This is a genomic window from Paraburkholderia sp. (genome assembly GCF_034668105.1).
GTDB lineage: Bacteria > Pseudomonadota > Gammaproteobacteria > Burkholderiales > Burkholderiaceae > Paraburkholderia.
Genome location: NZ_JAXDPY010000247.1, coordinates 1 through 26,026, shown reverse-complemented (window position 1 = coordinate 26,026; position 26,026 = coordinate 1). Strand labels below are relative to the sequence as shown.

Genomic DNA, 26,026 nt, shown 5'->3' with positions numbered 1-26,026 from the left:
AAGCTGTTGCTACCTGCACTGCTACTACCTGAACTGCTACCACCAGATCGCAGCTTGGTCCCTCGTCTTCAACATCGCCCCGCTGCAACCTGCAGCCGATCAGCGCGCATTGTTATTTCGATTGCGCGCTATTTACATTGCTTCGACTTCCTACTGCTTTACTGCACTGCCACGTGAGACAACCGCGGCAAACTGCCATCAACGGTACGGTTCAAAACAACGCGGGGGAAGACCGCGTCGATGGGGCGCGGTGACTTGTCGCTCCATGGAAAACAGTTTATGTGAGCGCGCTCGAATGCAATTGCGCGAAACGAGGGGAATTGGCAGGCTAATTTGGCGAATCGGCGCAGCGCGCCGATTTTGTCAGATGTGAAGGGCGCCCGCCGCGTGCGGACGCAAGCGGCGGCAAAGGTTCGCGAGAAAACCGGGGTCCAACTGCGACTTATTGAAGTCATCGTTTTGCGTATCACCCGCATTTGCGCATCAGCCGCGTGCGACGAAATCGCTGATTGTCAACAATACCTTTTCGCCCGGCCGCGCGAGCATTTTTCTCTCGGCCACCGCGGTGATGCGTTTGCGCCCGTCCGCGAATGTCTTCAGTACGCGTTCCTCGCCCGCACCGCGTTGCAGCCAGAAGTGCTGTTCCAACGCTTCACGCGTGACGGCGCACTCGAGGTCCCGACCTCGCGTCGAAAGCTGGAAAATCACCGCGCGTCCATCTGCCGAGACGCTGGGTTCAAGCTCGATAATCTCCATAGCCCACCTCGCAAAGTTTCGTTGAGCCGCTCGATCGGCGGATGAGGCGAAAGCAAACCGCATGCCAATGGGCCTATAACCTGCATCACGGGTCGCAAAGACAACGATGCGAATACGGCTTGCGCCCCGGTCGATGAGCCGCAAGCACCGGCAACGCCTGAGGCCACAAGCGTGATGGAGCGCTTATCCATGGCCATGACCGCAGTCAGCAAACGACACTGCGGCGCACGTGCAGCAATGAAGTCGCGAGGCTTAACCCTAACCCGCATGGTAAAAAAGCGCTGCAGACGCGACAATTCACGACAATTCTTACTAGCCGCGCGCAGCCCGGAAACGTTACCCGCATGCCCATGCAAGAATCTGCCCTCACCCTGCGCCCGGCGCTGGAAGCCGACGAGCCCTTTCTCTTCGAACTGCGCAAGGCCACCATGACGGAGCACCTGGCGCGCGCCGGCGAATCCATCGACGACGCCCAGCATCACGCGCGTCTGCGCCATCGCTACGACGCGGCGCAGGTAATTTGCCTCGACGGCACGCAGGCCGGTTTGCTAAAAACTTATCGTACCGAGAACGAATGGGTCGTCATGCAATTACAGATCGCTCCGGCGCATCAAGGGCGCGGCATGGGTGAGCGCGTGCTGCAAACCGTCTTGCAGGCCGCGCAGACTGACACCCTGCCGGTCACACTCAAGGTGCTCAAAGGCAATCCCGCGAAGCACCTGTACGAACGCCTCGGCTTTGAAATCGTCGACGAAGACAAAATACAGTTTCACATGAGACGCGCGCCACGCGCATCAGCGGAAACACGAGCAGAATGAATGTCTGAAAAAGACTGAACCACAACGGACCCAGCTATGACCTTTCGCGACACCTCAGCCATCGAGAGTTGGCACGCGCATGTTTACTTCGATGCAGGCAGCCGCGACGCCGCGTGGACCTTTCGCGAGCAAATCGAAGTGCACTGGACCGGCAAACTGCAATTGGGCCGGTTTCACGAACGCCCGGTCGGACCGCACCCGATGTGGTCGTATCAGCTCGCATTCACGCAGGAGCAGTTCGCCGGGCTGGTCGGCTGGCTCACGCTGAATCACGGCGCGCTCGATATCTTTCTGCATCCGAATACCGGCGACGCCTTGCGCGACCACCGCGACGCAGCGGTGTGGATCGGCCATTCGCATGAATTGGTGTTGAGCGCTTTGAACTAAGGCCAAAGTATTCTCACCCCGATACCAGATTCTGACGCGCAGCCGCGCGCCCCGTCACATATTCGAATACGAACTGCACCAGCCGCGCGCGGCGACCTGCTTGTCGCCGAACAGTGTGCAGCCACCGTAAGCGTCGGTGGCCTTACCCTGAAATAGCGAACAGTTGGCACAGGTTTGTCCGGCGGCAAAGCCGGGGAATTTCGCTTTATCGACCTTTGCTGCGTCTTCTTTATAGCCAACGGCTTGCGCCTTCGGATCCGCTTCGCTCAGTGCGTTCGCGGTATCGGCGAACGCGAGGCGGGAGAGCATGAGCGCTGAGCTCGCGCCCACGCTCAGCGTCAGAAAATGGCGGCGTGAGGTTTTCATCGTTGTGGTCATCGGCGGAATTCCGGCAGGGCCAACGGGTTGGGCGGTCTGCGACGATTCTAGCGCGAGCGTCCACTTTTCCGCTGGCAGACGCGCAAGGCGTCCGGCCAGCGAGCCACTACCGCAGCGGTGTTTTCAGCGCATCGATCAGGTCAAGCAAATCGTAAGGCTTGCGCAGCAGGATCGCATGCGGCAACACCTTGCGCTGCTCCGGCGTCAGCACGAGATCGTAGCCGGTCAGAAAGATCACGCGCAGATCGGGCCGGGAATGGCACACATCCAGCGCGAGTTCGACACCTGACTTGCCTGCCAGTCCCACGTCGGTCAGCATCACGTTGACCGCGTGTTCGCTGAGCATCTGCTTGGCATCGTGTTCACCCTCGGCTTCCAGAACGTCGAAGTCGAAAGTACGCAGCAGCTCCGCGGTGCTCACGCGAATCAGCTCGTCGTCCTCCACCAGCAGAATCCGCAAGCGCGCATCCACGGCGAAGCTGTCCGCGCCCTCCGGTGTGACGGGCGGCTCGATCTGCAGATCCTGCGGGTCGAGCGCGGCGATTTCCTCCACCTGCGGATTCTGCGTTTGCAGCACATAGCGGACTTTGCGCGCCAACGCTTCGTGCGTGTACGGCTTGCTGAGCAATTCGATGCCCTCGTCGAGCCGGCCGGAATGCACGATCGCGTTATCCGTATAGCCCGACGTAAACAACACGGCAATGGCCGGCAGCCGCTCGCGCGCCTTGCGGGCGAGTTCGGTGCTGCGCAGCGGTCCTGGCATGACCACATCGGTAAACAGCATGTCGATCGGCACGCCGCTTTCGACGATCGCCAGCGCGCTTTGCGCGTCTTTCGCCTTCAGCACGCGATAGCCGAGATCGGAGAGCATTTCGACCACCGTGGTGCGCACTTCCTCGTCATCCTCGACGACCAGAATCGTTTCCGTGCCGCCCTTCGCGGGGCCGGCGTCGATATTCGTTTCAAGGTCTTCTTCCTGACGCACGCGCGGCAGATAGATGCGAATCGTCGTACCGTGGCCTTGCTCGCTGTAGATCTTCACATGGCCGCCGGACTGCTTCACGAAGCCATACACCATGCTCAGGCCGAGGCCCGTGCCCTGTCCTTCCGGTTTGGTCGTGAAGAACGGTTCGAACACGCGCTCGCGCACTTCCGCCGACATCCCCGCGCCGGTATCCGTGACCGCGAGCATCACGTACTGGCCCGGCGTGACTTCCGCATTGCGCTTGGCGTATGCGTCGTCTAGCGCGGCGTTGCCGGCTTCGATGGTGAGTTTGCCGTGGCCGTTCATGGCGTCGCGTGCGTTGATCGCCAGATTGAGCAGCGCGTTTTCGACCTGGAACGGATCGACCAGCGTATTCCACAAACCACCGGACACGATCGTTTCGATCTCGACGCCGTCGCCCAGTGCGCGCCGCAGCATGTCGTCGAGTCCGCGCACGAAGCGGCCGAGATTGACCACCTTCGGCGCCAGCGGCTGACGCCGGCCGAACGCCAGCAGTTGCGACGCGAGATTCGCGCCGCGCGCCACGCCTGCGAGTGCATTGCGCACGCGCTGTTCAGGCTTGTCGGAGCCGGCAACGTCTTTAGCAAGCAATTGCAGGTTGCCGCCGATCACCTGCAGCAGATTGTTGAAATCATGCGCGACGCCGCCCGTCAGCTTACCGATCGCCTCCATCTTCTGGGCCATGCGCAGCGCTTCTTCCGCGTGCCGCAGCGCCTCGGTGGTTTCCTTGTCGGCGGTGACGTCGCGGCCCACACCGTGAATCCGCGCCGTGTCCGGATCGAGCGCGAGCGTCCATGCGACCCAGCGCCAACTGCCGTCGATCCGCTTGAAGCGGTTTTCGTAACGCACCGGCACGCCCGTGCGGCGCAGTTCGGCGAGGTGCGTGCGCACGGTCTCGATGTCGTCCGGATGGACCAGATCGAAGTATGAACGCGACTTCAGCCATTGCGCGTTGTGTCCGAGGGCGCTGCTCCATGACGGGCTGACGCGCTGCAAGCGGCCTTCAATGTCGGCCACGACGAGCAGGTCTTCGCTCAGCTCCCACAGACGGTCGCGATCCGCCACCGTCTCGATCACGCGGCGCTCGAGCGTCTCGTTCAGATCGTGCAGCGCGCTTTGCGCCTTGGTGCGTTCGGCGATCTCGGTTTGCGCCGCCGAATAGAGGCGCGCATTGTCGATCGCAATCGCCGCCTGAGCCGCGATACCGGCCACGATCCGTTCGGCGCGCTCGGTGAACACACCAGGTTCCGGATGGCCGAAAAACAAGCCGCCGACCACTTCGCCGCTGCGCGATTGCACCGGCACGGCCAGATAGCTGCACACCTTCAGATGGCCTTCCGGCATGCCGCGATGCGGAACATTGTGCCCGTAGCGCGGATCTTTGGTGATGTCGTCAACGCGGACGATGCCCTCGCCATTGAACGTCGGCGCGAACACCGCCGTGTTGCGCGGCATGGGAAACTTCTCGAACGCTTCTTTCGGCACACCGGAGAGCGTGTACAGCATATAGCTGCCGCCCGCCTGGTCGAGCACGTTATAGAAGAACGAGCCGAATGCGGCGCCGGTCAATTCCGTGGCGGCGTCCGTCACGATCTGCACCGCGCGGTTCAGATCGAGTTCCGCCGCGACCGTGGAGCCGACGCGGTTGAGAATTTCGAGGGTGCGCGATTCCTCGCGCAGCTTCATCTCGGTCTCGCGACGCAGCCGTGCGAGTTGCAAATTGCCCGCCACGCGCGCGAGCAGTTCGCGGGCGGAAAACGGCTTGGTCAGATAGTCGTCGGCACCGTGTTCGATACCGCCCACGCGAGCCTCTTCGCCCGCGCGCGCGGACAGCATCAGGAACGGCGTGTCGCGCAATTCGGGATCGGCGCGCAGTTCACGCAGCAGGCCGAAACCGTCGAGGCGCGGCATCATCACGTCGGACAGGATCAGATCGGGCGGTGCGGCGCGGGCCGCTTCGAGCGCCGCCACGCCGTCGGTGGCGAGTTGGACGTCGTGGCCCGCCGCGCGCAGGATGCGGCTCATGTATTCGCGCAAGTCGGCGTTGTCGTCGACGACCAGCAAGCGCGCGGCCGCGATTGGCGTGGCATCGGGGGCCACGTCCCCGGCCGGCGCCATGGCGGACGGCGCATCGGTGAGGATTTCGTTCTCCGGACTCCAGCGCAATGCGGCATCGACATAGGTGCGCGCGTGCTTGCTCATGGCGGCGCGCACCCCTTGGTCCGCGGCTTCGTTTGCGGCATGAGACAACGCCGCGCCGCGTGGCAGCGCGACCGTAAAGCACGCGCCCTCGCCCAGACGGCTTTCGACTTGCACGGTGCCGCCGTGCAGCTTCACGAGCTCCTGCACCATCGCCAGACCGATACCGCTGCCTTCGACCGAACGCCCAGGCGCACCCACCACCCGGTGAAAGCGTTCGAACAGGCGCGGTATTTCGTCTTCGGCGATACCGATACCGGAGTCGCTCACGCTGACCTCGACACCGCCGCTCGCGATAGCACGAACCGCGACCCGGATCGTGCCGAAGAACGTGAACTTATACGCGTTCGACAGCAGATTCATCACGACCTTTTCCCACATCTCGCGGTCGAGTTGCACGACGACCGGCGTGGGCGGAATCTCCACCTCGAGCCGCAGGCCGGCTGCCTCGATCGCGGACTGGAACAGCGACGCGAGTTCGGCCGTGAAGGCGGCGACGTCGGTCGGTTCGGTGTGAATCTGAATGCGGCCCGCCTCGATCCGCGAAAAGTCGAGCAGCGCGTTGACGAGTTTCAGCAGACGCAAGCCGTTGCGATGCGTGATCTCGATCAGCGCGCGGTCGTCGGCGTCGTTGCCGGGACGAGGCGTATCCATGCTCGCGCCAAGCCGCGGCTTGGCCAGCAATTCTTCGAGCGGGCCGAGCATCAGCGTGAGCGGCGTGCGGAACTCGTGGCTGATGTTCGAGAAGAAGGTGGTTTTCGCGCGGTCGATTTCGGCCAGCGCCTCCGCGCGCCGCCGCTCTTCCTGGTAGGCCTGCGCGTAGCCGATCGCCGCGCCGATCTGGCCGGCGGTCAGATTCAGGAAACTGCGATAGGCGTCGTCGAAAAGACGGCAAGGATTCAGACCGACGATCAACAACACTGCCGGCGCCGTCTCGCTACCCGCCGAGACCGGCAGGATGACCGCTTGCTCAGGCGCGAGGTGCCACGGGCCGCCTGGCAAGGCCATGCCGAAACGTTCCGTCAAGCCGCGCACCATCTGCGGCACCTGAATCTTCAGCACGTCCGCGAACGGCCACACTGGCGCGCTGGCCAGGCTCATCGATTCAGGCGCCGCCGGATGACCCGGTTCGATGCCGCACGAGCCGACTAGCGCGACCGTGCTGCTGCCCGGCTCCCCCGCATACAGCAACGCGAACGGAATATCTTGCGGATTGGACTGCAAGGCACGCGCGCTCAGCTCGCACGCCTCACGCCAGTCGCGGCCGTCCGGACTGGCTGCCGCCAGTTCCTTCAACAGCGCCAGTTGCCGTTCACCGACCACCTGCATGGTGTCGTCGCTATTGGCGCAGATGATGCCGCCGGCCTCGCCGTCGTCGCCGGGAATCGGACTGTAAGAGAAGGTGTAATAGGTTTCCTCGGGGAAGCCGTTGCGCTCCATGATGAGCAGCTTCTGTTCGACGAAGGTGCCCTCCGCGCCTTTGAGCGCAGTATCCAGGAGCGGCTCGATATCGGCCCAGATTTCGCGCCACACGACCCGAGTGGGCTGACCGAGCATGGCCGGATGCTTGCCGCCGATGATCGATTTGTACGCGTCGTTGTAAAAATAGAGAAGCTCGTCGCCCCAGCCGATCCAGATCGGTTGACGCGAAGTCAGCATGATACGAATCGCGATCTTCAGCCCTTGCGGCCAGTTCTCAGGCGCGCCGAGCGCTGACTGCGTCCAGTCGTAGGCGCGGATCAGCGCACCCAGCTCGCCGCCGCCGGCAAGGAATGACGGCGTGACGAGGTTCGCGGGCGTGCCCTCCTCCGACATGAAGCTGTCCGGCTTTTTCAACGCCATCTCCTCAACGCTGCTGTTTCGAATTCGTGCGGACCGGAATAGCAAAAACGAGGCCAGACACGTCGGACGGCTGCCCGGAGGCAGCAATCGACGTAGCGCGATTCTCGCACGGAGCGGCGTTTTGGAGGAAGGCAGGGCGACGCGCGAACGACCTGAAACGAAAGGGTTTTTAGAGCAACCCCATGCAGAGAGCCGCGACGATCGATCCCGTCACCAGCATGGCGCCGATGGTTTTGCGTTTGTTCAGCTCCGTCCACAGCAGGACGCCTGTCAGCGACAGCAAAATGATGCTGCCCGCCAGCGTATCGATCAGCAGCACCCAGCCGACGCTCAAGCCGACGCCCTTGTGCAGATTCGTCAGTGTCGCGAGAAACGAGTTTTCGCTGCGCTTGACCGTCACGTAACCATTGCCGACCCAATACTCAGCGGCCGTGTTTTCATGCGGCGACGCGAAGTTGAGCTGCCAGTGCTCCGGTTGAACCATGGTGCGCTCGCCCCACGCGACCGGATGCGCGGGCTCTTTCTGCGCGCGGCCCGGGTTGCCGGCGAGTTGGAATTCCTGCTTGAGCCAGTTGGCGAGTTCGCGCGGCGTCTCCGGCGCCGGTTGCGGCAACGGTACCTGCACGACCGACACCTGCGGCTCGCCGGTCGACACTTTGAGCGGGCCGCCACGATGATTCAGCAGAAAGCCCGTGGTGCCGAACAGCAGCCCCAGCGCCGCGCCCCACAAACCGATCCAGCCATGCACCTTGCGCAGCCATTTGACGAAGGTCGCGCGGCGCGAACGCTGCTGCCGCGCTTTCAGTTCCTCCTCGCCGAACCGCTGAGGTTCGCTCGCCGCGGCGTCGATTGCCGCGGCCGGTTGAAATTCAATCGCCTCGGGTGCGCTCACGTTTCGCTCCAGGTACGCAACAGATTGTGATAACAGCCGACCAGGCTGCGGCGCGCCGCGTCGTCGGCATGCGTGGCGTTCAGACGTTGAATCGCCGTATCCAGATCGAATAGCAACGCGCGCTGGGTATCGCTGCGCACGAGACTTTGCACCCAGAAGAAGCTGGCGAGGCGCGCGCCGCGTGTGACCGGCGTGACCTGATGCAAACTGGTGGCGGGGTAGACGATCATGTCGCCCGCCGGCAGCTTGACTTGCTGCACGCCGTAGGTGTCTTCGATCACGAGTTCGCCGCCGTCGTATTCGGCGGGTTCGGAAATGAACAGCGTCACCGACACGTCCGTGCGCAGCTTGATGCCGTTGGGCAGCACCCGTACGGCGCCGTCGACGTGACTGCCGAATTCCATGCCGCCTTCGTAACGATTGAAGAGCGGCGGGTACACCTGGTTCGGCAACACCGCGCTGATGAACAACGGATTGCGCTCGATCGACGCGAGAATCACGTCGCCGATCTCGCGCGCGAGCGGCGAATGCTCGGCGATCTGCTGATTGCGTTTGACCGGCGCGCCCTGGTAGCCGGCGGTCGCACGGCCGTCAACCCATGCATCGCCGGCGCCATCGAGCCGTTCGCGCACGAAGCGCAACTGCTCGGCGTTCAGTACATTCGGAATGTGCAGCAGCATGTTGAGTTTCCTTTGCCTCGTTACGTCGGCTTGCCGTAGGGAAAAGGCAAGCCTACCGTATCAATGAGGCACGCTTCAGAACCGGTAGTCGAACGTTGCCAGCAGCGTACGTCCGATACCCGGCACGGAACGGCCACCGTCCGACGGAATCAGCGCGTCGTAGTACATCTTGTTGGTCAGGTTCAACAGATTCAGGCGGATGTCGTATTTCTTCGCGTGATACGCAGCGGTTGCGTCCCAGCGCGTGTAGCCCGGCACCTGCACGTAGTTCGTGTTCGACGCGTAACGCGGCGACATATAGGTCGGCCCGCCGCCGATTTCCCAATGCGGCGTGATTGCATAGGTACTCCAGAGCGTCAGCGTATTGCGCGGCGTGTTGGCCGGCACGTGGCCTTGCGTGCCGTCGAGCGCCTTCAGGATGATGGCGTCCATGTAGGTGTAGCCGCCAAAAATCTGCCACTTGTCGGTGATATGACCGGTCACGCCGGCCTGGAAACCGTCGACGCGAATGTCGCCGTCAAGCTCGTATTCAGTCGGCGAAACCTGCGTGCGGGCGTTGTTCATTTCCTCGCGGAAGAATGCGGACGTCACCGAGATATTGCCGCCCAGCAGATCCCACTTGCCGCCGATTTCGTACGACTTGGTCGACTCCGGCGCGAGGTTCTGCGTCAGGTTGGTGACCGTCAACGCCTCGAGCGAAGGATCGAACGAGGTGCCGTACGAGATGTAGTACGACTGCCAGTCGGTCGGCTGGTAAATCACGCCGGCGCGCACGCTGGTGAAGTAGTTGGTTTGTGTCGCGTAACCCGGCAGGCTGATCGAGTTGTGGATCTGCGCCTGGAAGCGGTCCCAACGCAACCCGCCGATAAACTTCCAGTTCTGGCCCAGCGAGACGGTGTCGTTGACGTACGCGCCAATCTCGTTCGAACCCGAGTCCGCGTAATTGCCGACCGTCGTCGTCACGCCCGCGGGATTCGCCAGGTACTGCGGATTCACCATCGAAACGATCGGCAGGTTGTTACGCGTGTACGCCTGGTTGGAATAGCTGTCGTGCCCGAGATCGATACCGGTGATCAGGTCGTGCTTGATCGGACCGGTGTCGAATTTGTATTCGAGCATCGTGTCGTTGTACAGCGAGTGGTTCTCGATGACACGGTCGTGGCTTTGCAGCTTGATGAACAGTTGCGACGGCGGCAGCGTCGTGAAATTGCCGTTCGTCAGTGCGGTGCTGGTGGCGAGCGGGCCCGTCAACACGGCTTGCGGCGCGGTTTCACGCGCGTCGGTCATCGAGTGCGAAAACTGCGTCTGGTTCGTCAGGATCAGGTTATCCGAGAACTTGTGCTTCACGCCCGCCGTGAAAGTCTGGATGTCCTGAATCGTGCGGTCGGTGGTCAGGCCGTAGAAGGTGTTCTTCGGCACCGGCGACGGGTGGCCGTTCAACGCCTGTACGCCGTAGTCGGGCATGTCGTAGTTGTGCTGGATCAGGGCGGAGATCGTGACTTCAGTCGGCGTGCCGATGCCGAAGCGCACTTCGGGCGCCACGCCGTAGTCCTTGTTCTTCATCTCGTCACGCGTCGAGCCCAGGCTTTGGCCGAATGCGTTCAGGCGGATCGCCGAGGTGTCGGTCAGCTTATGGTTGACGTCGACGGTGCTGCGATATTTATCGTCGGTGCCGATCATGGCCGAGACTTCCGCCGAGTCCGTCAGGTTCGCTTTCTTGCTGACCTGGTTGATCACGCCACCGGTCGAGCCGCGGCCGAACAGCATCGACGACGGACCGTACAGCACCTCGAGTTCTTCGAGGTCGAAGGTGTCGCGATAGTACTGGTTGCGATCGCGGAAGCCGTCTAGATAGATGTCGTTCTGCGCGGTAAAACCACGCAAGTTGATGTTGTTGCCGATCTGGCCGCCTTCGGCCGCGCCGATCGTCACGCCCGGCGCATTGCGCAGCGCGTCCTGGAACGACGTGGCGCCTTGTGAGGCCAGCACCGATTTGTTGATGACGGTGACGGTCTGCGGAATATCGCGCAACGCGGTGGGCGTCTTTGCGCCCACCGTCGCACGTTCTGCCTGGAAGTCCTGTTGTTCGACCTGTGCTGCGACGCCGATGGTCGGCAAGGTGCCGTTGTCGGCTGCTGCGGTTGTCGGCGCGTTTTGAACCGAAGGCTGCGATGCGGATTGCGGAGCGTTTTGAGCCGAAGGCTGCGGAGCCGTCTGGGCGACGGCGGGCGTGGCAAACGGAACGGCAAAAGCTAGCGCTAACGCGGCCACCAGCGGCGTGTGATTGAACATGGGACATCCCGTCAGAAGTGCGCTTGCCAGATCCGCATGACTCGGCACGGGATCAATGACAAAACCGCAATTGGCTGGCTGCCGGTCTTCTGCTTGAAGCAGAGGCGACGGGATGGCTGGCTGGTTTGTTAAATGAGAATTGCTATCATTCCACATGCATAAACCAGCATCAACCGCGCGGGACATTACCGGGTGTAATTGAAATGTTTCTTTTTTTTACAAACGTAGGTGATTCGTAATTTTTAAGGCGTCAATGCTCGGGGAATATTACGCGCATGTAATGTACGGCGGCAAACCGTGAAAGGATTTTGAATGTTCATAGATGAATACGCACAGGCGTCTATATCTGAGATAACCAAGTCAACTCCTTCAAACTCACGGCAGATTCCGCGACGTGATCCGAGCGATGTGCTCTGACCATGCAAGCGCCTTTCATTCCCCCATATGAATCGCACAGCGTTGAAAACTTTCTAAATGCTAACGGCCGGAAACGTCCTTACGCTTCGCTGACCAAACGCAAAATCGCGACACCGTTTATCCTTTTTGCAACACTGCACATCGCAACTGTCCGTTGCGCCTCGGAGATGACTATGCAATACCGCAAATTCGGCCACACCGGCCTCACCGTTTCACGCCTGTGTCTTGGGACGATGACCTTTGGTCTGCAGACCGAAGAAGACGCTTCCCATCGGATTCTCGACACGGCGGCGGACGCCGGCGTGAACTTTATCGACACCGCGAACGTTTATCCGCTTGGCGGCAGCGAGGATGTGGCCGGACGCACGGAGGAAATCGTCGGCCGCTGGCTGAAGGGCAAACGCGACCGTTTCGTTCTGGCGACCAAGGCGGTCGGCAAGATGGGGCCGTCGGCGTGGGATCAAGGCGCGTCGCGCAAACATCTGCTGGATGCCATCGACGCTTCGCTGCGGCGGCTCGGCACGGACTACGTGGACCTTTACCAGCTCCATTCCGACGACGCGAATACCCCGCTTGACGAAACCCTGGAGGCGCTCGACGTGATCGTGCGCTCCGGCAAGGCGCGCTATATCGGCGTGTCGAATTTCCTCGCGTATCGGCTGGCACGGGCGTTGGGGCGCGCGGATGTGTTGCGCGTCGCGCGGTTCGTATCGGTGCAGCCCCGCTATAACCTGCTGTTCAGGCAGATCGAAAGGGAATTGTTGCCTTTGGCGGCTGAAGAGCAATTAGCCGTCATGCCCTACAACCCGCTGGCGGGTGGTTTGCTGACGGGTAAGCATCGGGTGGATGCGGCGCCTACATCCGGGCGCTTCACCGAAACTGTCGGCAAGGCTGGGGCGATGTATCAGCAACGGTACTGGCATCAGCGCGAGTTCGAAACGATCGAGAAGTTGAAGGCAATCGCTGCGCCGACCGGCGAGTCTTTGACTCGGGTGTCGCTTGCCTGGGTCCTGGCTAATCCGCTGATTACCTCGGCAATCATCGGCGCCAGTCGCGCTGAGCAGTTGACCGATACGCTGGCGGCTTCGGAATTTGTGCTCGACACAGAGGTCAAGTCGCAGCTTGACGAGGCGAGTCACGAATATCGCTGGGGTGATGCGGCCAGGTAGTGACGTGGCTTTGCCGGCGGCCCCCGTCACCCGGCCGCCGCGCAGGCAAAACCAAAGGCAAAAATCACCGCCCGTACCGAAGCACAGTACTGGTCGCGGCAAGCACATGATCCTTGATAGCCGCGTGTAACGGGTCGCGCGTCAGACCTGCCTGCAATGCGTCGGGCGGCAAATCAAGTGCATAAATCTGCACGACATAGTGATGCGGAACATCCCCGATCGGCGGGCACGGCCCGTAATAACCCGAGCCGCCCGTCCGATTCGTTCCGCCCATACTGCCGGCCGGCGGCATAGCGCCGGCGCCCAGACCGGTCGTCGACGGCGCGACGCCGTATAACACCCAGTGCACAATCCCCAAGCCCTTCGCGCCGTCCGGATCGAAAATCGTGATCGCGTAGCTCTTGGTGCCCGTCGGCGCATTGCGCCATTGCAGCGCGGGCGACGCATTCCCGCCACCGCAATTATTCGTGCTCGCCGCATGGCCCATCCCATATCACTTGAAGCGGCCGCTCCGCTCATTGGCCTCCGGCAATTGCCGCGTCTCACGTAGCGACTTCGGATGCCATAGGCGCGCGCCGCCTTCAATGCCCGCATCGTTCGAAACAGTCGCGACGTTGGCGGGCAAGCTGATCGTCAAGCGCGCCGCGTTGCCGCCGCCAAGCCACAGCTTGTCGTAGTTCACCAGCGAACTCAAAATCCCGATCACCTTCTCGACCCGGCGATTCCAGCGCTTATTGCCCACCTTCTCACGCGCTGCGTCGCCAATGTATTCGTCGTACGCCACGCCCTTCTTGCTGACCGGATGATGCGCAAGCTCGAGGTGAGGCATCAACTCGCCGTCGCGGAACAGTGCCGTGCCCGCGCCCGTGCCGAGCGTCAACACGAACTCGAGCCCATGACCTTCGATCGCGGCGAAGCCCTGCATCTCCGCGTCGTTGATCATGCGCACCGGCAAGCCGCCCAGGCGCTGCGCCAGTGAATCCGCCAGCGGAATGTCGTGCCAGCCTTCAACACCAAGGTGCGGCGCCGTCAAAATGCGGTTGTTGCGCACCACGCCAGGAAAGCCGATCGACATCAGCGAGGGCGGCTCCTTTTCGACGAGCGGCGCGACCAGCGCAGCCAACGCATCCACCAGTTGCTCCGGCGTACAGGGATGCGGCGTGGCCACGCGCAGACGCTCGGTTTTCATCTGCCCGTCCGCGTCGATGATCGCAGCCTTCAGACCAGTGCCGCCAACGTCGATCGCCAGAATCCGCTCGGTGCTGCTGGCTGCTTTTGTCGTGGCCGTCGTCTTGCCTGGCTTCGTCGTCTTGCCTGGCTTACTCGTCTTACGTGTGGTCATGGTGTCCCCCGATTGTGTTGATCCGTCCCAGTGGAGTTACTTCTTTTGGATTGCATTCTTTTGCAAAGGCCGCCACGCGTGGCCGTTGCGTGCCAGCAGTGCGTCCGCTTCCGCCGGGCCTTCGCTACCCGCGGCGTAGCCGCGCACCGGCATCGCGCCGCCGGTCTTCGGATGCAGCACGTCTTCCACGGCGCACCAGCTCGTTTCGATGCTGTCGGCACGCTGGAACAGTGTCTCGTCGCCGAGCATGCAGTCGTACAGCAAAGTCTCGTAGCCGACGTTGGCCTGTTCGGCGAAGAAGTCCGCATAGTCGAACGACGATTGCACCGCGCCGATCTGCATCACCGGCCCCGGCGTTTTCACATTGAAGTCGAAGCTCGTGCCGTGCGCGGGATCGATCCGCAAGGTCAGCACGTTCGGCGTCAGCGCGTCGACCGGCGTGTCGCGAAACAGGCGGAACGGCACCGGCTTCAGTTGCACCGAGATCTCCGTGCGGCGCGCGGCGAGGCGCTTGCCCGTGCGCAGATAAAACGGCACGCCGGCCCAGCGCCAATTCTCGACGTACACGCGCGCGGCGGCATAGGTTTCCGTGGTGCTGTCCGGCGCGACGTCCGGTTCCTCGCGATAGCCGACGCCCGCCGGACCCTTTTCGTATTGGCCGAAGACGACGTCGTCGGCGGTCAGCGGCTGGATCGCGTCGAAGATTTCCGCCTTCTTGTCGCGCACGGCTTCGGCATCGAACGAATTGGGCGGCTCCATCGCGACCATGCCGAGCAACTGGAACAGGTGATTCGGCAACATGTCGCGGAACGCACCGGTCTGCTCGTAGAATTTACCGCGCCCCTCCACGCCGATCGTTTCGGCCGCGGTGATCTGCACACTGTCGATGTATTCGCGCCGCCAGATCGGTTCGAACAGCGCGTTCGCAAAGCGCACTGCGAGAATGCTCTGCACAGTGTCCTTGCCGAGGAAGTGATCAATGCGATACACCTGCGACTCGTCCGCGTAAGACAGGATATGCGCGTTCAGATCGCGCGCCGACGCGAGATCGGTGCCGAACGGCTTCTCGATCACGAGGCGGCGAAATCCGCCGCTGCCGCTCTCGCCTTCTTTCAGCAAGCTCGCTTTACCGAGATGTTCGACAATCGGTTTGAAAAAGCGCGAGCTGACGGCCAGGTAAAAAATCACGTTGCCGCCCGGCGCCTGATCGAGCTTTTGCTTGAGCGTCGCGAAGGTGTCGTCGGTCTCGAATTCGCCGGCCATGTATTCGAGCCGTTGCGCGACCCAGTCCCACGCTTTGTCGTCGAGCTTGCCGGCGTGGAAGGTGCTGGCTTTGTCGGCGGCGAACTGTTGCAGCGACGTGTGCAAGTCTTCGCGCCATTCGCCCGTTTCGCGCGCGCCGTGATTCACGCCGATGATCTTCATGCCGCCGTCGAGCAGGCCGTCCACCGCAAGGTTGTACAGCGCGGGCATCAGCAAGCGTTTGGTCAGGTCGCCGCCCGCGCCGAAGATCACCAGCGTACAAGGCGGCGCAGGCCGCTTGCCCGCCGGCGACGGCGGCGCATCGTGCGGACTCGCGCTGACTTTGCAACTGGGTTCGCGGCTGGCGTCGGGACGGGGGGAGGTTTGGGCATTCGGAGTGGTCGACATGGGATTCGCTTAAGGAAGCCAATGGAACGGACGTGGCGGTACATGAAAGACCACGCTTGAACCCGCACAGTTCAAAAACAAGTGCCAAAGCTGCTCACGCCGCGCCCTGGAGGGCCGATGCAACCTCGCGCGCGGCTGCGTCGCCGCGAGCTATTTGGCCACCGCGGTTGTCAGCGCGGGCGCGGGCTCGCACGCGGGTGCAGGCGCCGTGGTCGAGATTGGAATGGGCGCCTGGTCCGACTCGCCGGCCTGCGGCACATTGCCGGACGCGGCCATTACCCGCGGTTGCAGGAGCAATGCCACCAGCCCACTCCAGCCGGTCTGATGCGAAGCGCCCACGCCACGGCCGTTGTCGCCGTGAAAATACTCATGGAACAGCACGAGATCGCGCGAACGCGGGTCGGCCTGCAAGAGCGGATACGCGCCCATCACCGGACGCTCACCGTTTTTGTCCTTCAGGAACAGCGTAGTCGCCCGGCGCGCCAGTTTGTCGCCGATTTCGCAGAGCGAGAACTTCTGCCCGGAACCGGTTGGATATTCAACGCGGAAATCGTCGCCGTAGTAGCGATGAAATTCGTACAGCGATTCAATCAGCAGATAGTTCACCGGCATCCACACAGGTCCGCGCCAGTTCGAATTGCCGCCGAACACGCGCGTGTCGGATTCGGCCGGCAGATATTTGACGGTGACGCTGGTGTCGTTGTGCTTGAACACGAACGGGTTGTCGCGATGAAAACGCGACAACGCCCGCACGCCGTGATCGGAGAGAAATTCGCTTTCGTCGAGCGCACGGCGCAGCAACGCTTTCATCCGATGCCCGCGCAACAGCGAGAGCAGCAACGCATTCCCCTTGCCGGGCTCGTTCCAGCGCGAGACCAGCTTTGCCAGATCGGGACGATGTTCGAGGAACCAGACAAGCCGCTCGCGCAGACCCGGCAGGTGGCCATGCAAACGCTCTTCGAGCACGTGCACGGCGAACAGCGGAATCAGGCCGACGATCGAACGCAGGCGCATCGGCACGCTGGTGCCGTCCGGCAGGCGCAGTTTGTCGTAGAAGAACTCGTCTTCGTTATCCCATAGACCGGTATCGCAATTGTCATCGCAACTCACGGCCTCGGCGATATACAGGAAGTGCTCAAAAAACTTCACGCCGATATCGACGAACACATGGTTCGCGTACGCCAGTTCGAGCGCGATACGCATCAGGTCGAGCGCATACGCGGCCATCCACGCGGTACCGTCCGACTGATCGATATAGCCGCCGGTGGGCAGCGGCGACGAGCGGTCGAAAATGCCCACGTTGTCCAGGCCAAGAAAGCCACCCTGAAAAACATTCCGGCCGTCCGCGTCCTTGCGGTTCACCCACCACGAAAAATTCAGCAGCAGCTTGTGAAAAACAAGCTCCAGAAAATCGCGGTCCGCCTTGCCGGTCAACGCGCGGTCGATTTCATAGACGCGCCACGCAGCCCAGGCATGCACCGGCGGATTCGCGTCGCCGAACGCCCATTCGTAGGCCGGCAATTGACCGTTCGGATGCTGATAGCGGTCCTTCACCAGCAACAGCAATTGACGCTTGGCAAACGCCGGATCGATCAGCGCGAACGCGGCCGCGTGAAACGCCAGGTCCCATGACGCGTACCACGGGTATTCCCACTTGTCGGGCATCGACACGATGTCGGCGTTGCACAGATGCTGCCACTCCGAATTGCGACCGCGTTTGCGATTTTCGGACGGTTTAGGCTGCAACGGATCGCCTTCGAGCCAGCGATGCACGTCGAACTGGTAGTACTGCTTGGACCACAGCATGCCGGCCAGCGCCTGACGCTGCACGAGGCGCGCATCGGGGTCGTCCATCTCGTGTTGCAGCGCGCCATAGAATTCATCGGCCTCGGCAATGCGGTGCGCGAACACGGCGTCGGCATCCAGTTGCGTGTCGTCGGGACACGACTGCGGACGCCAGCGCATGTACACGACAGCGCGGCCATACGGCGCGAGTTCAATCGACGCATGCGCGCCCGCCTTGGTGCCGGCGTCGCGACGGATTGCCTGTTCGTCGCCGTGCACGAGGTAATCGTTGAAGCCGTCCTTGAACGGCCCGGCGCCCTCCATATTGAACAGGCGCTTGACGTTGGTGTCGTTCTCGCAGAACAGCCACGCCATCTGCGGTGCATCTTTCGACCACGCCGACACGACGATCGGCTCATGGCCATGCTGCCGGCCGACCACCTGGGTTTCACCGTTGTGATCCTGACCTGCGACGAGCGACGGCTTCTCCTTGCTCTCCTTCCATGACCAGGAATTGCGCGCCCAGATCTGCGGCAACACATCGAGCGAGGCCGCCTGGTCCGCGCGATTCTCGATCGTCACGCGCATCAGGATGTCGTCGGGCGCGTGTTTCGCGTATTCGACCTGCACGTCGAAGTAACGCAGATCGTCGAATACGCCGGTATCGAGAATCTCGTATTCCGGCATGTCGCCGCCGCGCCGCGCGTTTTCCCGAACCAGGTCGTCGTAGGGAAAGGCGGCATGCGGGTACTTGTAGAGCATCCGCATATACGAATGCGTCGGCGTGCCGTCGACGTAGAAGTACAGCTCCTTCACGTCCTCGCCGTGATTGCCTTGCGCGTTGGTGAGTCCGAACAGACGTTCCTTGAGGATCGGATCCTTGCGGTTCCACAATGCGAGCGACACACACCAGCTGAGTTTGTCGTCGCCGAAACCGGCAATGCCGTCTTCGCCCCAACGGTAAGCGCGGCTGCGCGCGTGGTCGTGCGGGAAGTAGTCCCAGGCGGTGCCGTCCGCGCTGTAATCCTCGCGCACCGTGCCCCACTGACGCTCGCTGAGATACGGTCCCCAGCGTTGCCAATGGGCGCAGTCGGCTGAATGCAGCCGTGAACCTTCGATGGTGTCCAGCAGATTGGCAGCGCGCAGCGGTGGCATGACTACGTCCTTGCGTCGGGCTTGGCTGTGGGACTCACATCCTAGCGCGCTTTAGGCGGCGACGGGCGCGAGGCCGGCAAGCAGGGTTTCGATACGTAGCAATTCGCCCAGCGACCACGCCTGAAACGGCGTGCCGGCGGGCGTGTGGGGCGCATCGCCGTCGGCGATTTCGGACAGATGGTCGAGTCCCGCGTGATCGAGATGGGCGTACAGCGGGTCGAGAAAGCGCACTTTGGCTTGTGCTTCGGCATCCGGCTCGGCGCCGTGAACTCGCAGCCATGCTTCGACGAACGGACCCAGCAGCCATGGCCAGACGGTTCCTTGATGATAGGCGCCATCGCGCTCCAGCGGCGAGCCGCCGTAGTGGCCGCGGTAGGCTGGATCGGACGGCGCAAGCGTTCTGAGGCCAAGCGGCGTGAGCAACTGCGCTTCGACCTGGTCGAGCACCGCGCGCGCCTGCGCGTCGTCGAGTAATGGAAACGGCAGACCGCCCACAGCGAGTATCTGGTTCGGGCGGATTGAGCGATCCACGGTGCCTTTCACGAAATCCACGTCGACATTGTCGAACAGCGCTTGTGTCGACGGATCGGTGAAGCGTTCACGAAACGCTTGCAACGCCCGTTCCGCGGAGGGCTGCCAGCCCCGATTCCAGGTTGCTGCAATGCGCAATGCGTTGATCCAGAGCGCTTGCACTTCGACGGGTTTGCCGATGCGTGGCGTGACAACCCAGTCGCCGACCTTTGCGTCCATCCATGTGAGTTGCACGCCGGGGACGCCGGCGTCCAGAAGGCCGTCATCGGCGGATGCCTTGATGTTGAAGCGCGTGCCGTTCGTGTAGCCCTTGAGGATGGTTTCCACTGCCTGCTGGAGGCGTGTTCGGGTGTCGGCTTTTGCGTGGTTCGTTGACAGATAGTCGTGGACGGCGATGACGAACCATAACGATGCATCGACGGAGTTGTATTCAGGCGTGTCGCCATAGTCGGGGAAACGATTCGGCAGCATGCCTTCCGACAGTGTGCCCGACCATTCGAGCAGGATCGCCGCGGCTTCGTCGAGGCGGCCCGTTGCGATCAGCAGGCCGCGCATGGCGATGAAGGTGTCGCGGCCCCAATCCGTGAACCATGGAAAGCCGGCGAGGATGGTGCGGCCTTCGTTACGCGCGACGACGTAGGCGTCGGCGGAGCGTTCCAGGCGGGAGCCGAGTGCGCTGCGGCGTTGGTGTTCGGTGTTGGCGAGTTGGGTTGCGTGGGCGGCGGCCGGGTTTGTGGTTGGGGCGTCTGCTGTGTCGGCGGCGGCTGCCTGCATGCTAGCCGGCTCTGCTGACGACGCCGATGTCGACGCAGACGCAGACGCATTCGACGCATTCGACGCGCTCAGGACCATCACCGCTTCGCCGTCGCCGAGGTTGAAGCTGAATACGCCTGGCGTGGCAAGGTCCTCACTGAAATCAAGGCCGCGCTCGCGCTCGCGCACGTAGCAAAAGTTTCGGTACCAATCCGGCGCGTGCGTGTAGATGCCGTTAGTCGCCGCATGAATGACCGGCAGGTCACCGTACGGTTGCCAACTCACGCACGCCGCGTCGCCGCTGGTCTGGGCGTTGAAGTTGAACGCGGAGTTTTCGTGGTGCAGCGCGTGGTAATCGCGGCCGGAAAGCAAGGGCCTGATTTTCAGGTTGAACGCCTTCGCCGGACTAGCCGCTTCGTCCCTCTGCAACCGCCAACGCAAAACCGTTTCGCGCGTTGCCTTGCTCACGAACACTTCCGCTATCAGCGTGCTGCGCGGATCGAGTTGCAAACGCCATGTCGGCCACGGGTCGGTGTCGAACGCGAGAAGACTCGCCGTCAGGTCCGGATAGATCAGATCCGGCAGATATCGCTGCATGCTCAATGGATAACGCTGGCCGTCCGCTTCGATCCAGGCTTCCACACCATTGACGAGCACTACGCGCCCGCCGGGCGCGCGCGTGGCCGTGAGCAGCAACGCGTGATAGCGGCGGGTGCGCAGCGTGCCGACGGTTCCCGACGCGAAGCCGCCGAAACCGTCTGCCTCGAGCCATTCGTCTTCGAGACGCGTGATGTCGAAGGGGTGTTCGATGCGTGTCATGAACTTGCCGGGATATGCAAAGCCGTTAATCGTTCTGTGTGCCTGGGCTTTAGCCGTATGGCGCTGACGTGACCATTCCCCTGCTTACTGCTTTCCAATTCCTTTCGAAAAACCGACATTACTACGCAATTTCTCCCATTCGCAAACGTTTCACAATTATTTCTTGAAAGGATTAGAGACTGCATCCGCCATCACCAAGTTGGATGCAGACATGCGAAGACACACTCTCCTGGTTACTACCATTTTTGTTGCGGTTGCAACTTCCACGCTAAGCGGCTGTGGAGCGGACGATGCCGCGCCTTCGTCGTCGACGACCGCGGCCAGCAGCGATGCCGCGCAAAGCGCCGCGATGACGCCTTCATCGCCGGGCGTTGCCAGCAACGACGCCGCTCAAAGTTCAGCAATCAATTCCGCGAATTCCGCGGCCGACATGCTCAATGCATCGGCACCACCACTCGCAGCCGGACCCAATGCCGCGTCCGACCCGATCACAGAAAACATTCAAGCCAGCCTGGCTGCCGACAGCCAGCAAGTCGCGCCCGTGATGCATTACGCACCGGGCGACAACGCCAGCAGCAATTGACCCGGTTCCACCGGCGCGCGAGCCGCGCTATTCTTCCCCCCGCAGAAGGTAGATATTCGATGACATCAACTAGCCGTCGCCGTTTCCTGCAGACCGTGGCTTCATCCGCCGGCGCTGCCGCCGCGCTGACCGCGCTGCCCGAGTCGATTCGCAATGCACTTGCCGTGCCCGCATTTTCGCGCACCGGCACGATCCACGATGTCGAGCACATCGTGGTCTTCATGCAGGAGAATCGTTCGTTCGACCACTACTTCGGTCATATCCGCGGTGTGCGTGGTTATAACGACCGCTTCCCGATTCCGCTGCCGGGCGGGCAGCCGGTGTGGTACCAACCGTCGAAGGAAGACCCGACCAAACCGGTGCTGCCGTTCCATCTGAACACGGCGACCACCAGCGCGCAATGCCTCGGCGATCTCGACCACAACTGGTATCCCACCCATGCCGCGATTAACAACGGGCGCTACGATCAGTGGCCGGCGAACAAGACCGACATGACGATGGGCTATCACCTGCGCAGCGACATTCCGTTCCACTACGCGCTGGCCGATGCGTTCACCGTCTGCGACGCTTACTTCTGCTCGCTGCCGGGACCGACGCACCCGAACCGTGCGTATCTGATGAGCGGCATGGTCGACCCGACCGGCACGCAGGGCGGCCCGCTGCTCGACAACAACGATTTCGTCGACGGTGACGGTCCGCCGAAATATCAATTGCTTTCGTGGACGACGTACCCGGAACGTCTGCAAGCAGCGGGGATTTCGTGGCAGGTGTATCAGCAGGGTTTGACCGGCGCCGATCCGTTGAACGGCAACTACGGCACCAACATCCTGCAGAACTTCACGAACTTCATCAACGCGCAGCCGGGTTCGCCGTTGTATGAGCGCGCGCAAACCGTGCGCACGATCGACGATCTGAAGGCCGACGTGCTGGCGAACAAGCTGCCGCAAGTGTCGTGGTTGTGCCCGCCGGCTGCGTACTCCGAGCACCCGAGCTACACGCCCGCGTACGGCGCGGAATACACGTCGCAGATTCTCGATGCGTTGACGTCGAATCCCGAGGTGTGGAGCAAGACCGTGCTGTTCATCATGTACGACGAGAACGACGGCTTCTTCGATCACCTCGTGCCGCCGCAACCGGCAACGACGCCGGCGCAAGGGCAGTCGACGGTCAGCACCGACGGCGAAATTCACAACGTGGTGAATCCGGGACGCGGCGGCAGTTATACCGCCGATGGCCTGCCCTACGGCCTCGGACCGCGCGTGCCGATGACGATCGTGTCGCCTTGGACCAAGGGCGGTTTTGTGTGCTCACAGGTGTTCGATCATACGTCGGTGATTCGCTTCATCGAAACGCGCTTTGGCGTGCATGAGCCGAACATCACGCAATGGCGCCGCGCGGTGTGCGGCGACCTGACGACGGCGTTCGACTTTCGCACACCGGATTCAAAAGTGCCGCCGCTGCCGGACACGAGCAACTACAAGAGCATCGCCGACAACCAGTGCGCGACGCAGCCGAAGCCGACCGTTCCCGCGACGCCGGGCGCGATCGATCCGCAGGAAAGCGGCATTCGTTTCGCGCGCGCGTTGCCGTATGAGTTGCATGTGAACGGTCAGGCGGACGCGAAGAGGAACACGTTCGAAATCGTGTTGGCCAATACCGGCGATCAGGGTGCGCATTTCTATGTGTACTCGACGAACCGCACGGATGGTCCGTGGCGTTATACCGTCGAGGCCGGCAAGTCGCTCAACGAGACCTTCGATCTGACGACGACGAACGGTGTGTATGCGTTCGAGGTGTATGGGCCGAATGGTTTTGTGCGCAAGTTCGCGGGGAATACGCAGCAGGCGACGGCGCAGACAGCGCAGGCTGCGGGTTGGCATGGGCACGATAAGCCCGCGCTGCCGGAGATCAAGGTGCAATACGATGTTGCGAACGGCAATGTGTTTTTGAAGTTCAGCAATGGCGGCGGAGGGATTGCGCGGTTGACGGTGAGTGATAACGCGTATGGGGCGCGGACGCGTCCGGTGCTGGTGCCGGCTGGGGTGAGTATTGAAGAGGCCTGGGTGCTGGCGTCGAGCCATCACTGGTATGACTTGACGGTGACGAGTAATGACGACGCTAGTTTCTCGCGTCGTGTGGCTGGACACATTGAGAATGGGCGGCCGAGTATTAGTGATCCGGCGGCTGTGGCGCCGGTGTTGGTGGTGAATTAAGGGCGGGTGAAGGGGCTAAGCTTCGGTTGGGTGGCTGGTTTGTCTGGGGTACTCGATCGAAGCTCAGAGGTTTGATTTCGTTGCGCTGACAGAGCGTTGCATCCGTCTTAGGCCGGTTGGCCAAAGTTAGATAGTTAGGGTAACAAAGTGAATTTTAAGAAGAGAGCGCACTTATAATTTTGGCTGCTGTTGAAGCAATTCGACGGCCGGGTTTGACAGCCTGAACGCTGGTTCCCGCACGACCTGTTTCGCAGGCAGTGCGTGAGCTTCTGCACGCCCTTTCAACGGGCGGGCCGTGGCGAGGGAGCCGCAAGGCTCGCCGGTTTGAGCTAGCGCCGGCCTGTCAACCTCGTTACGTGCCCGCCCACCCGTTTGCAGCGAGTGTCGGGCGATTTCGAGAATCAACCGGAAATCGCGCCATGAGCAAACCCGCTGAAGCTTCGTTTATGAACCCTCGCCTGTCAGTGAAGCCCGCTGAATATAAGCGGCTTGCCGGAGAGATGTTGGAGGTAACTCGTACGTATCTGGAACGGCTTTCATCGCTGGCGATGCTTGCCAGAACACTGCGTAAAGGTATCGCGATGAACCACTGCGACCGTCGCGATCAGATGTTACTTGCGGAGTTGTTGGAGCGCACGGCGCATCAGTATGAAACCGAGGCGAATATCGAACGAGGAAGGATCTCGGTCGTGATGGCCGATGCGGAGGAAGTGGAAGCGAACGCTGCGCGCCGCAGGAAAGGGATGGGCGAATCAGTGGCGCCAAGCACGAGGACGCGCCGGAAGGTCGACGCTGGCGTAGCAGCATCGGCATAACATAAGGCTGCGCTCGGCATGAATTGGCGGATAGCGTTACATTGAGTCTCCCCTGCTGCTTGACGATGGAGACACCATGGACCGCGAAGCATTCACTGAAAGCCTGACGAAAGACGGCTTCCCTGAGGCCGTTGTTGTGACGCGGGAGGCGAACACTGCAATGGATGTACATGAACATCCATTCGAAGCGAAGGCGTTAATTCTGGAAGGCGAATTGCACATACGCATGGGCGACACCGAGCAGGCATACAAAGTCGGCGACGTCTTCCATTTACCGGCGAACAAACCGCATGCAGAGCGTTACGGTCCGAATGGTGTGACGTATCTGGTGGGAAGGAAGTAAAGAACGCGGAGCGGCCGCATCGACGTTTCTGATCGGCATGAGGCGCGTCTTCCTGAGCGGGCCATCCCGTGAGATCGCCGGCTCGAATCAATTGTGTATTGGCAGACTGCCCGCCGAGGCGCACGGGATTGCTCGCGCAGTGCCTTCGCACTGGCGCATCCCCAAAGGACTTCCTGCTCGGTGTCGAGAACAACATTGACTGGGTGCTCGAGGCGTTTGGCGAAGACCAGTTCCCGCATGAGGATCGAGAATGCCACGCAGAACTTCGCGAGCCTGCGCTGTATCGCCATGAATCTGATCAAGCGCGATACAAACACAAAAACGGGGCTGAAGATGCGCCGCCTCAAAAGGCGGCGCCAACGACCAATATCGCGCCAGCCTGCTCGGCTTGTGAACTTTAGGCGATTGCCGTGCAGGTGGTCTGCGCTCAATGCATTTTTCGGATTTGTCCGATAGATGTGTCGCTGATCCCAAATAAAATCGACAAATCAAAAAAAAGGGGAGCAACCAAACCGATCTATGCAAAAGGGGATTCTGGCGATTTCCAAGCAAATCCTTGCCCGCCGATCTTCTTAATCCTATCTAATCCGTTGATTATTCGCTTTAAAGCCCAGATTGCGTTTCAGGACGCAAGAGGATAAGAATCAACAACCTCGGTCAGGCTCAAGACATCTGTCCATGAATAAAAGATCAGCTTATGCGAGCAATGCGTGCAGGCGTTTGGTTTATAAGAAACAGAATGAACGCTTGGTTTCGAGAGGAATCGAATGAAAAAGAATTGGACACTTCCTGAATTTCGCGGCGCCAGGTCGCCAATGCAGATGTTCCGGGAAATTGTTCTGCCAGTGGCATTCTGTTTGGCTTCCGTAGCATCTGACGGAAAAGAAGCCCCACGTGTGCTGGAGCATTTTAAAGACTGTGACGTCTGCTCGGAGATGGTTGTTATTCCTGGCGGCGAATACATGATGGGCGCAAGGAGAGAGGACTTCGACGGTGAAAATAATTACACGTCGATGTATGAAAACGAGACTCCACGGCATTCGGTATCCGTCAAGTCGTTTGGTATAGCAAAGTTCGACGTGACAAGGAAACAGTTTTCGATTTTTGCAGAAGAGACCAAATTTAATGGCCAGGGATGCTCTGTTTATAACGGCGAGGGATGGCGGCCAAACTCCCGTGCGGACTGGAAAAATCCAGGTTT

General features: G+C 61.4%; 18 protein-coding genes and 1 pseudogene. 8 read left to right on the top strand and 11 right to left on the bottom strand.

Annotation, left to right across the window (positions count from 1 at the left end):
* Window positions 1–483 precede the first annotated feature (483 nt).
* The gene (locus tag QOC89_RS11690) at window positions 484–756 is read right to left on the bottom strand and encodes a DUF1488 domain-containing protein (RefSeq protein WP_323045159.1); all 273 of its coding nucleotides are present in this window, start codon (window positions 754–756) and stop codon (window positions 484–486) included.
* 344 nt (window positions 757–1,100) lie between these two features.
* On the opposite strand from QOC89_RS11690, the gene QOC89_RS11685 reads away from it, so the two are divergent.
* Both QOC89_RS11685 and QOC89_RS11680 read left to right on the top strand, forming a co-directional pair.
* Window positions 1,101–1,574 (top strand): GNAT family N-acetyltransferase, encoded by a 474-nt coding sequence (locus QOC89_RS11685; protein WP_323045157.1) that lies wholly within the window; start codon window positions 1,101–1,103, stop codon window positions 1,572–1,574.
* 36 nt (window positions 1,575–1,610) lie between these two features.
* Entirely contained in the window at window positions 1,611–1,961 is a 351-nt protein-coding gene (locus tag QOC89_RS11680) for a DOPA 4,5-dioxygenase family protein (RefSeq protein ID WP_323045156.1), read from the top strand.
* Window positions 1,962–2,015: 54 nt separating this feature from the next.
* Here the strand turns inward: QOC89_RS11680 and QOC89_RS11675 are convergent, their stop codons facing one another.
* The 5 genes from QOC89_RS11675 to QOC89_RS11655 form a co-directional block, all read right to left on the bottom strand.
* On the bottom strand, window positions 2,016–2,327 hold the full coding sequence (locus QOC89_RS11675) for a high-potential iron-sulfur protein (RefSeq protein ID WP_323045158.1): 312 nt from the start codon (window positions 2,325–2,327) through the stop codon (window positions 2,016–2,018).
* A 118-nt stretch (window positions 2,328–2,445) separates the two neighbouring features.
* Window positions 2,446–7,386: a response regulator gene (locus QOC89_RS11670; protein WP_323045155.1), complete on the bottom strand. Its 4,941-nt coding sequence runs from the start codon at window positions 7,384–7,386 to the stop codon at window positions 2,446–2,448.
* Window positions 7,387–7,555: 169 nt separating this feature from the next.
* Complete coding sequence (locus QOC89_RS11665; protein ID WP_323045154.1) at window positions 7,556–8,278, bottom strand: PepSY-associated TM helix domain-containing protein; 723 nt, start codon at window positions 8,276–8,278, stop codon at window positions 7,556–7,558.
* The gene (locus tag QOC89_RS11660; RefSeq protein WP_179740031.1) at window positions 8,275–8,958 is read right to left on the bottom strand and encodes a Fe2+-dependent dioxygenase; all 684 of its coding nucleotides are present in this window, start codon (window positions 8,956–8,958) and stop codon (window positions 8,275–8,277) included. Before QOC89_RS11660 ends, QOC89_RS11665 begins: the two co-directional genes overlap by 4 nt.
* 75 nt (window positions 8,959–9,033) lie before the next feature.
* Entirely contained in the window at window positions 9,034–11,250 is a 2,217-nt protein-coding gene (locus tag QOC89_RS11655) for a TonB-dependent siderophore receptor (RefSeq protein ID WP_323045153.1), read from the bottom strand.
* A gap of 590 nt (window positions 11,251–11,840) precedes the next feature.
* On the opposite strand from QOC89_RS11655, the gene QOC89_RS11650 reads away from it, so the two are divergent.
* Window positions 11,841–12,836, top strand: a complete 996-nt coding sequence (locus QOC89_RS11650; protein WP_323045152.1) for an aldo/keto reductase — start codon at window positions 11,841–11,843, stop codon at window positions 12,834–12,836.
* Window positions 12,837–12,900: 64 nt separating this feature from the next.
* On the opposite strand, the pseudogene QOC89_RS11645 reads toward QOC89_RS11650, so the two are convergent.
* From QOC89_RS11645 to QOC89_RS11625, 5 genes and pseudogenes are all read right to left on the bottom strand, one after another.
* A pseudogene (locus QOC89_RS11645) lies at window positions 12,901–13,317 on the bottom strand (YbhB/YbcL family Raf kinase inhibitor-like protein); the annotation flags it as partial.
* A gap of 12 nt (window positions 13,318–13,329) precedes the next feature.
* Complete coding sequence (locus QOC89_RS11640; protein ID WP_323045151.1) at window positions 13,330–14,178, bottom strand: ROK family protein; 849 nt, start codon at window positions 14,176–14,178, stop codon at window positions 13,330–13,332.
* 36 nt (window positions 14,179–14,214) lie between these two features.
* The gene (gene zwf / locus QOC89_RS11635; protein WP_323045150.1) at window positions 14,215–15,828 is read right to left on the bottom strand and encodes a glucose-6-phosphate dehydrogenase; all 1,614 of its coding nucleotides are present in this window, start codon (window positions 15,826–15,828) and stop codon (window positions 14,215–14,217) included.
* 150 nt (window positions 15,829–15,978) lie between these two features.
* A complete protein-coding gene (locus QOC89_RS11630; RefSeq protein WP_323045149.1) occupies window positions 15,979–18,768 on the bottom strand; it encodes an MGH1-like glycoside hydrolase domain-containing protein in 2,790 nt (929 codons plus the stop codon).
* A 51-nt stretch (window positions 18,769–18,819) separates the two neighbouring features.
* The gene (locus tag QOC89_RS11625; protein WP_323045148.1) at window positions 18,820–20,871 is read right to left on the bottom strand and encodes an amylo-alpha-1,6-glucosidase; all 2,052 of its coding nucleotides are present in this window, start codon (window positions 20,869–20,871) and stop codon (window positions 18,820–18,822) included.
* 211 nt (window positions 20,872–21,082) lie between these two features.
* Between QOC89_RS11625 and QOC89_RS11620 the strand changes: the two genes are divergently transcribed.
* The 5 genes from QOC89_RS11620 to QOC89_RS11600 all read left to right on the top strand — a co-directional run.
* Window positions 21,083–21,454 carry a hypothetical protein gene (locus QOC89_RS11620; RefSeq protein WP_323045147.1) on the top strand — a complete coding sequence of 124 codons (372 nt, stop codon included), beginning with the start codon at window positions 21,083–21,085 and terminating at the stop codon, window positions 21,452–21,454.
* A gap of 59 nt (window positions 21,455–21,513) precedes the next feature.
* Window positions 21,514–23,667, top strand: a complete 2,154-nt coding sequence (locus QOC89_RS11615) for a phosphocholine-specific phospholipase C (RefSeq protein ID WP_323045146.1) — start codon at window positions 21,514–21,516, stop codon at window positions 23,665–23,667.
* Window positions 23,668–24,086: 419 nt separating this feature from the next.
* Window positions 24,087–24,482 (top strand): hypothetical protein, encoded by a 396-nt coding sequence (locus QOC89_RS11610; protein ID WP_323045145.1) that lies wholly within the window; start codon window positions 24,087–24,089, stop codon window positions 24,480–24,482.
* 76 nt (window positions 24,483–24,558) lie between these two features.
* Window positions 24,559–24,825 (top strand): cupin domain-containing protein, encoded by a 267-nt coding sequence (locus tag QOC89_RS11605; protein WP_323045144.1) that lies wholly within the window; start codon window positions 24,559–24,561, stop codon window positions 24,823–24,825.
* A gap of 767 nt (window positions 24,826–25,592) precedes the next feature.
* Window positions 25,593–26,026 (top strand): formylglycine-generating enzyme family protein (locus tag QOC89_RS11600; protein ID WP_323045143.1); only part of this gene is annotated, 434 nt, incomplete at its 3' end.

What these genes read in the sequence shown, in the direction of transcription:
- QOC89_RS11690 (WP_323045159.1), bottom strand. Translation starts at nt 756, where the DNA reads ATGGAGATTATCGAGCTTGAACCCAGCGTCTCGGCAGATGGACGCGCG.
- QOC89_RS11685 (WP_323045157.1), top strand. Translation starts at nt 1,101, where the DNA reads ATGCCCATGCAAGAATCTGCCCTCACCCTGCGCCCGGCGCTGGAAGCC.
- QOC89_RS11680 (WP_323045156.1), top strand. Translation starts at nt 1,611, where the DNA reads ATGACCTTTCGCGACACCTCAGCCATCGAGAGTTGGCACGCGCATGTT.
- QOC89_RS11675 (WP_323045158.1), bottom strand. Translation starts at nt 2,327, where the DNA reads ATGAAAACCTCACGCCGCCATTTTCTGACGCTGAGCGTGGGCGCGAGC.
- QOC89_RS11670 (WP_323045155.1), bottom strand. Translation starts at nt 7,386, where the DNA reads ATGGCGTTGAAAAAGCCGGACAGCTTCATGTCGGAGGAGGGCACGCCC.
- QOC89_RS11660 (WP_179740031.1), bottom strand. Translation starts at nt 8,958, where the DNA reads ATGCTGCTGCACATTCCGAATGTACTGAACGCCGAGCAGTTGCGCTTC.
- QOC89_RS11655 (WP_323045153.1), bottom strand. Translation starts at nt 11,250, where the DNA reads ATGTTCAATCACACGCCGCTGGTGGCCGCGTTAGCGCTAGCTTTTGCC.
- QOC89_RS11650 (WP_323045152.1), top strand. Translation starts at nt 11,841, where the DNA reads ATGCAATACCGCAAATTCGGCCACACCGGCCTCACCGTTTCACGCCTG.
- QOC89_RS11640 (WP_323045151.1), bottom strand. Translation starts at nt 14,178, where the DNA reads ATGACCACACGTAAGACGAGTAAGCCAGGCAAGACGACGAAGCCAGGC.
- zwf (WP_323045150.1), bottom strand. Translation starts at nt 15,828, where the DNA reads ATGTCGACCACTCCGAATGCCCAAACCTCCCCCCGTCCCGACGCCAGC.
- QOC89_RS11630 (WP_323045149.1), bottom strand. Translation starts at nt 18,768, where the DNA reads ATGCCACCGCTGCGCGCTGCCAATCTGCTGGACACCATCGAAGGTTCA.
- QOC89_RS11625 (WP_323045148.1), bottom strand. Translation starts at nt 20,871, where the DNA reads ATGACACGCATCGAACACCCCTTCGACATCACGCGTCTCGAAGACGAA.
- QOC89_RS11620 (WP_323045147.1), top strand. Translation starts at nt 21,083, where the DNA reads ATGCGAAGACACACTCTCCTGGTTACTACCATTTTTGTTGCGGTTGCA.
- QOC89_RS11615 (WP_323045146.1), top strand. Translation starts at nt 21,514, where the DNA reads ATGACATCAACTAGCCGTCGCCGTTTCCTGCAGACCGTGGCTTCATCC.
- QOC89_RS11610 (WP_323045145.1), top strand. Translation starts at nt 24,087, where the DNA reads ATGAGCAAACCCGCTGAAGCTTCGTTTATGAACCCTCGCCTGTCAGTG.
- QOC89_RS11605 (WP_323045144.1), top strand. Translation starts at nt 24,559, where the DNA reads ATGGACCGCGAAGCATTCACTGAAAGCCTGACGAAAGACGGCTTCCCT.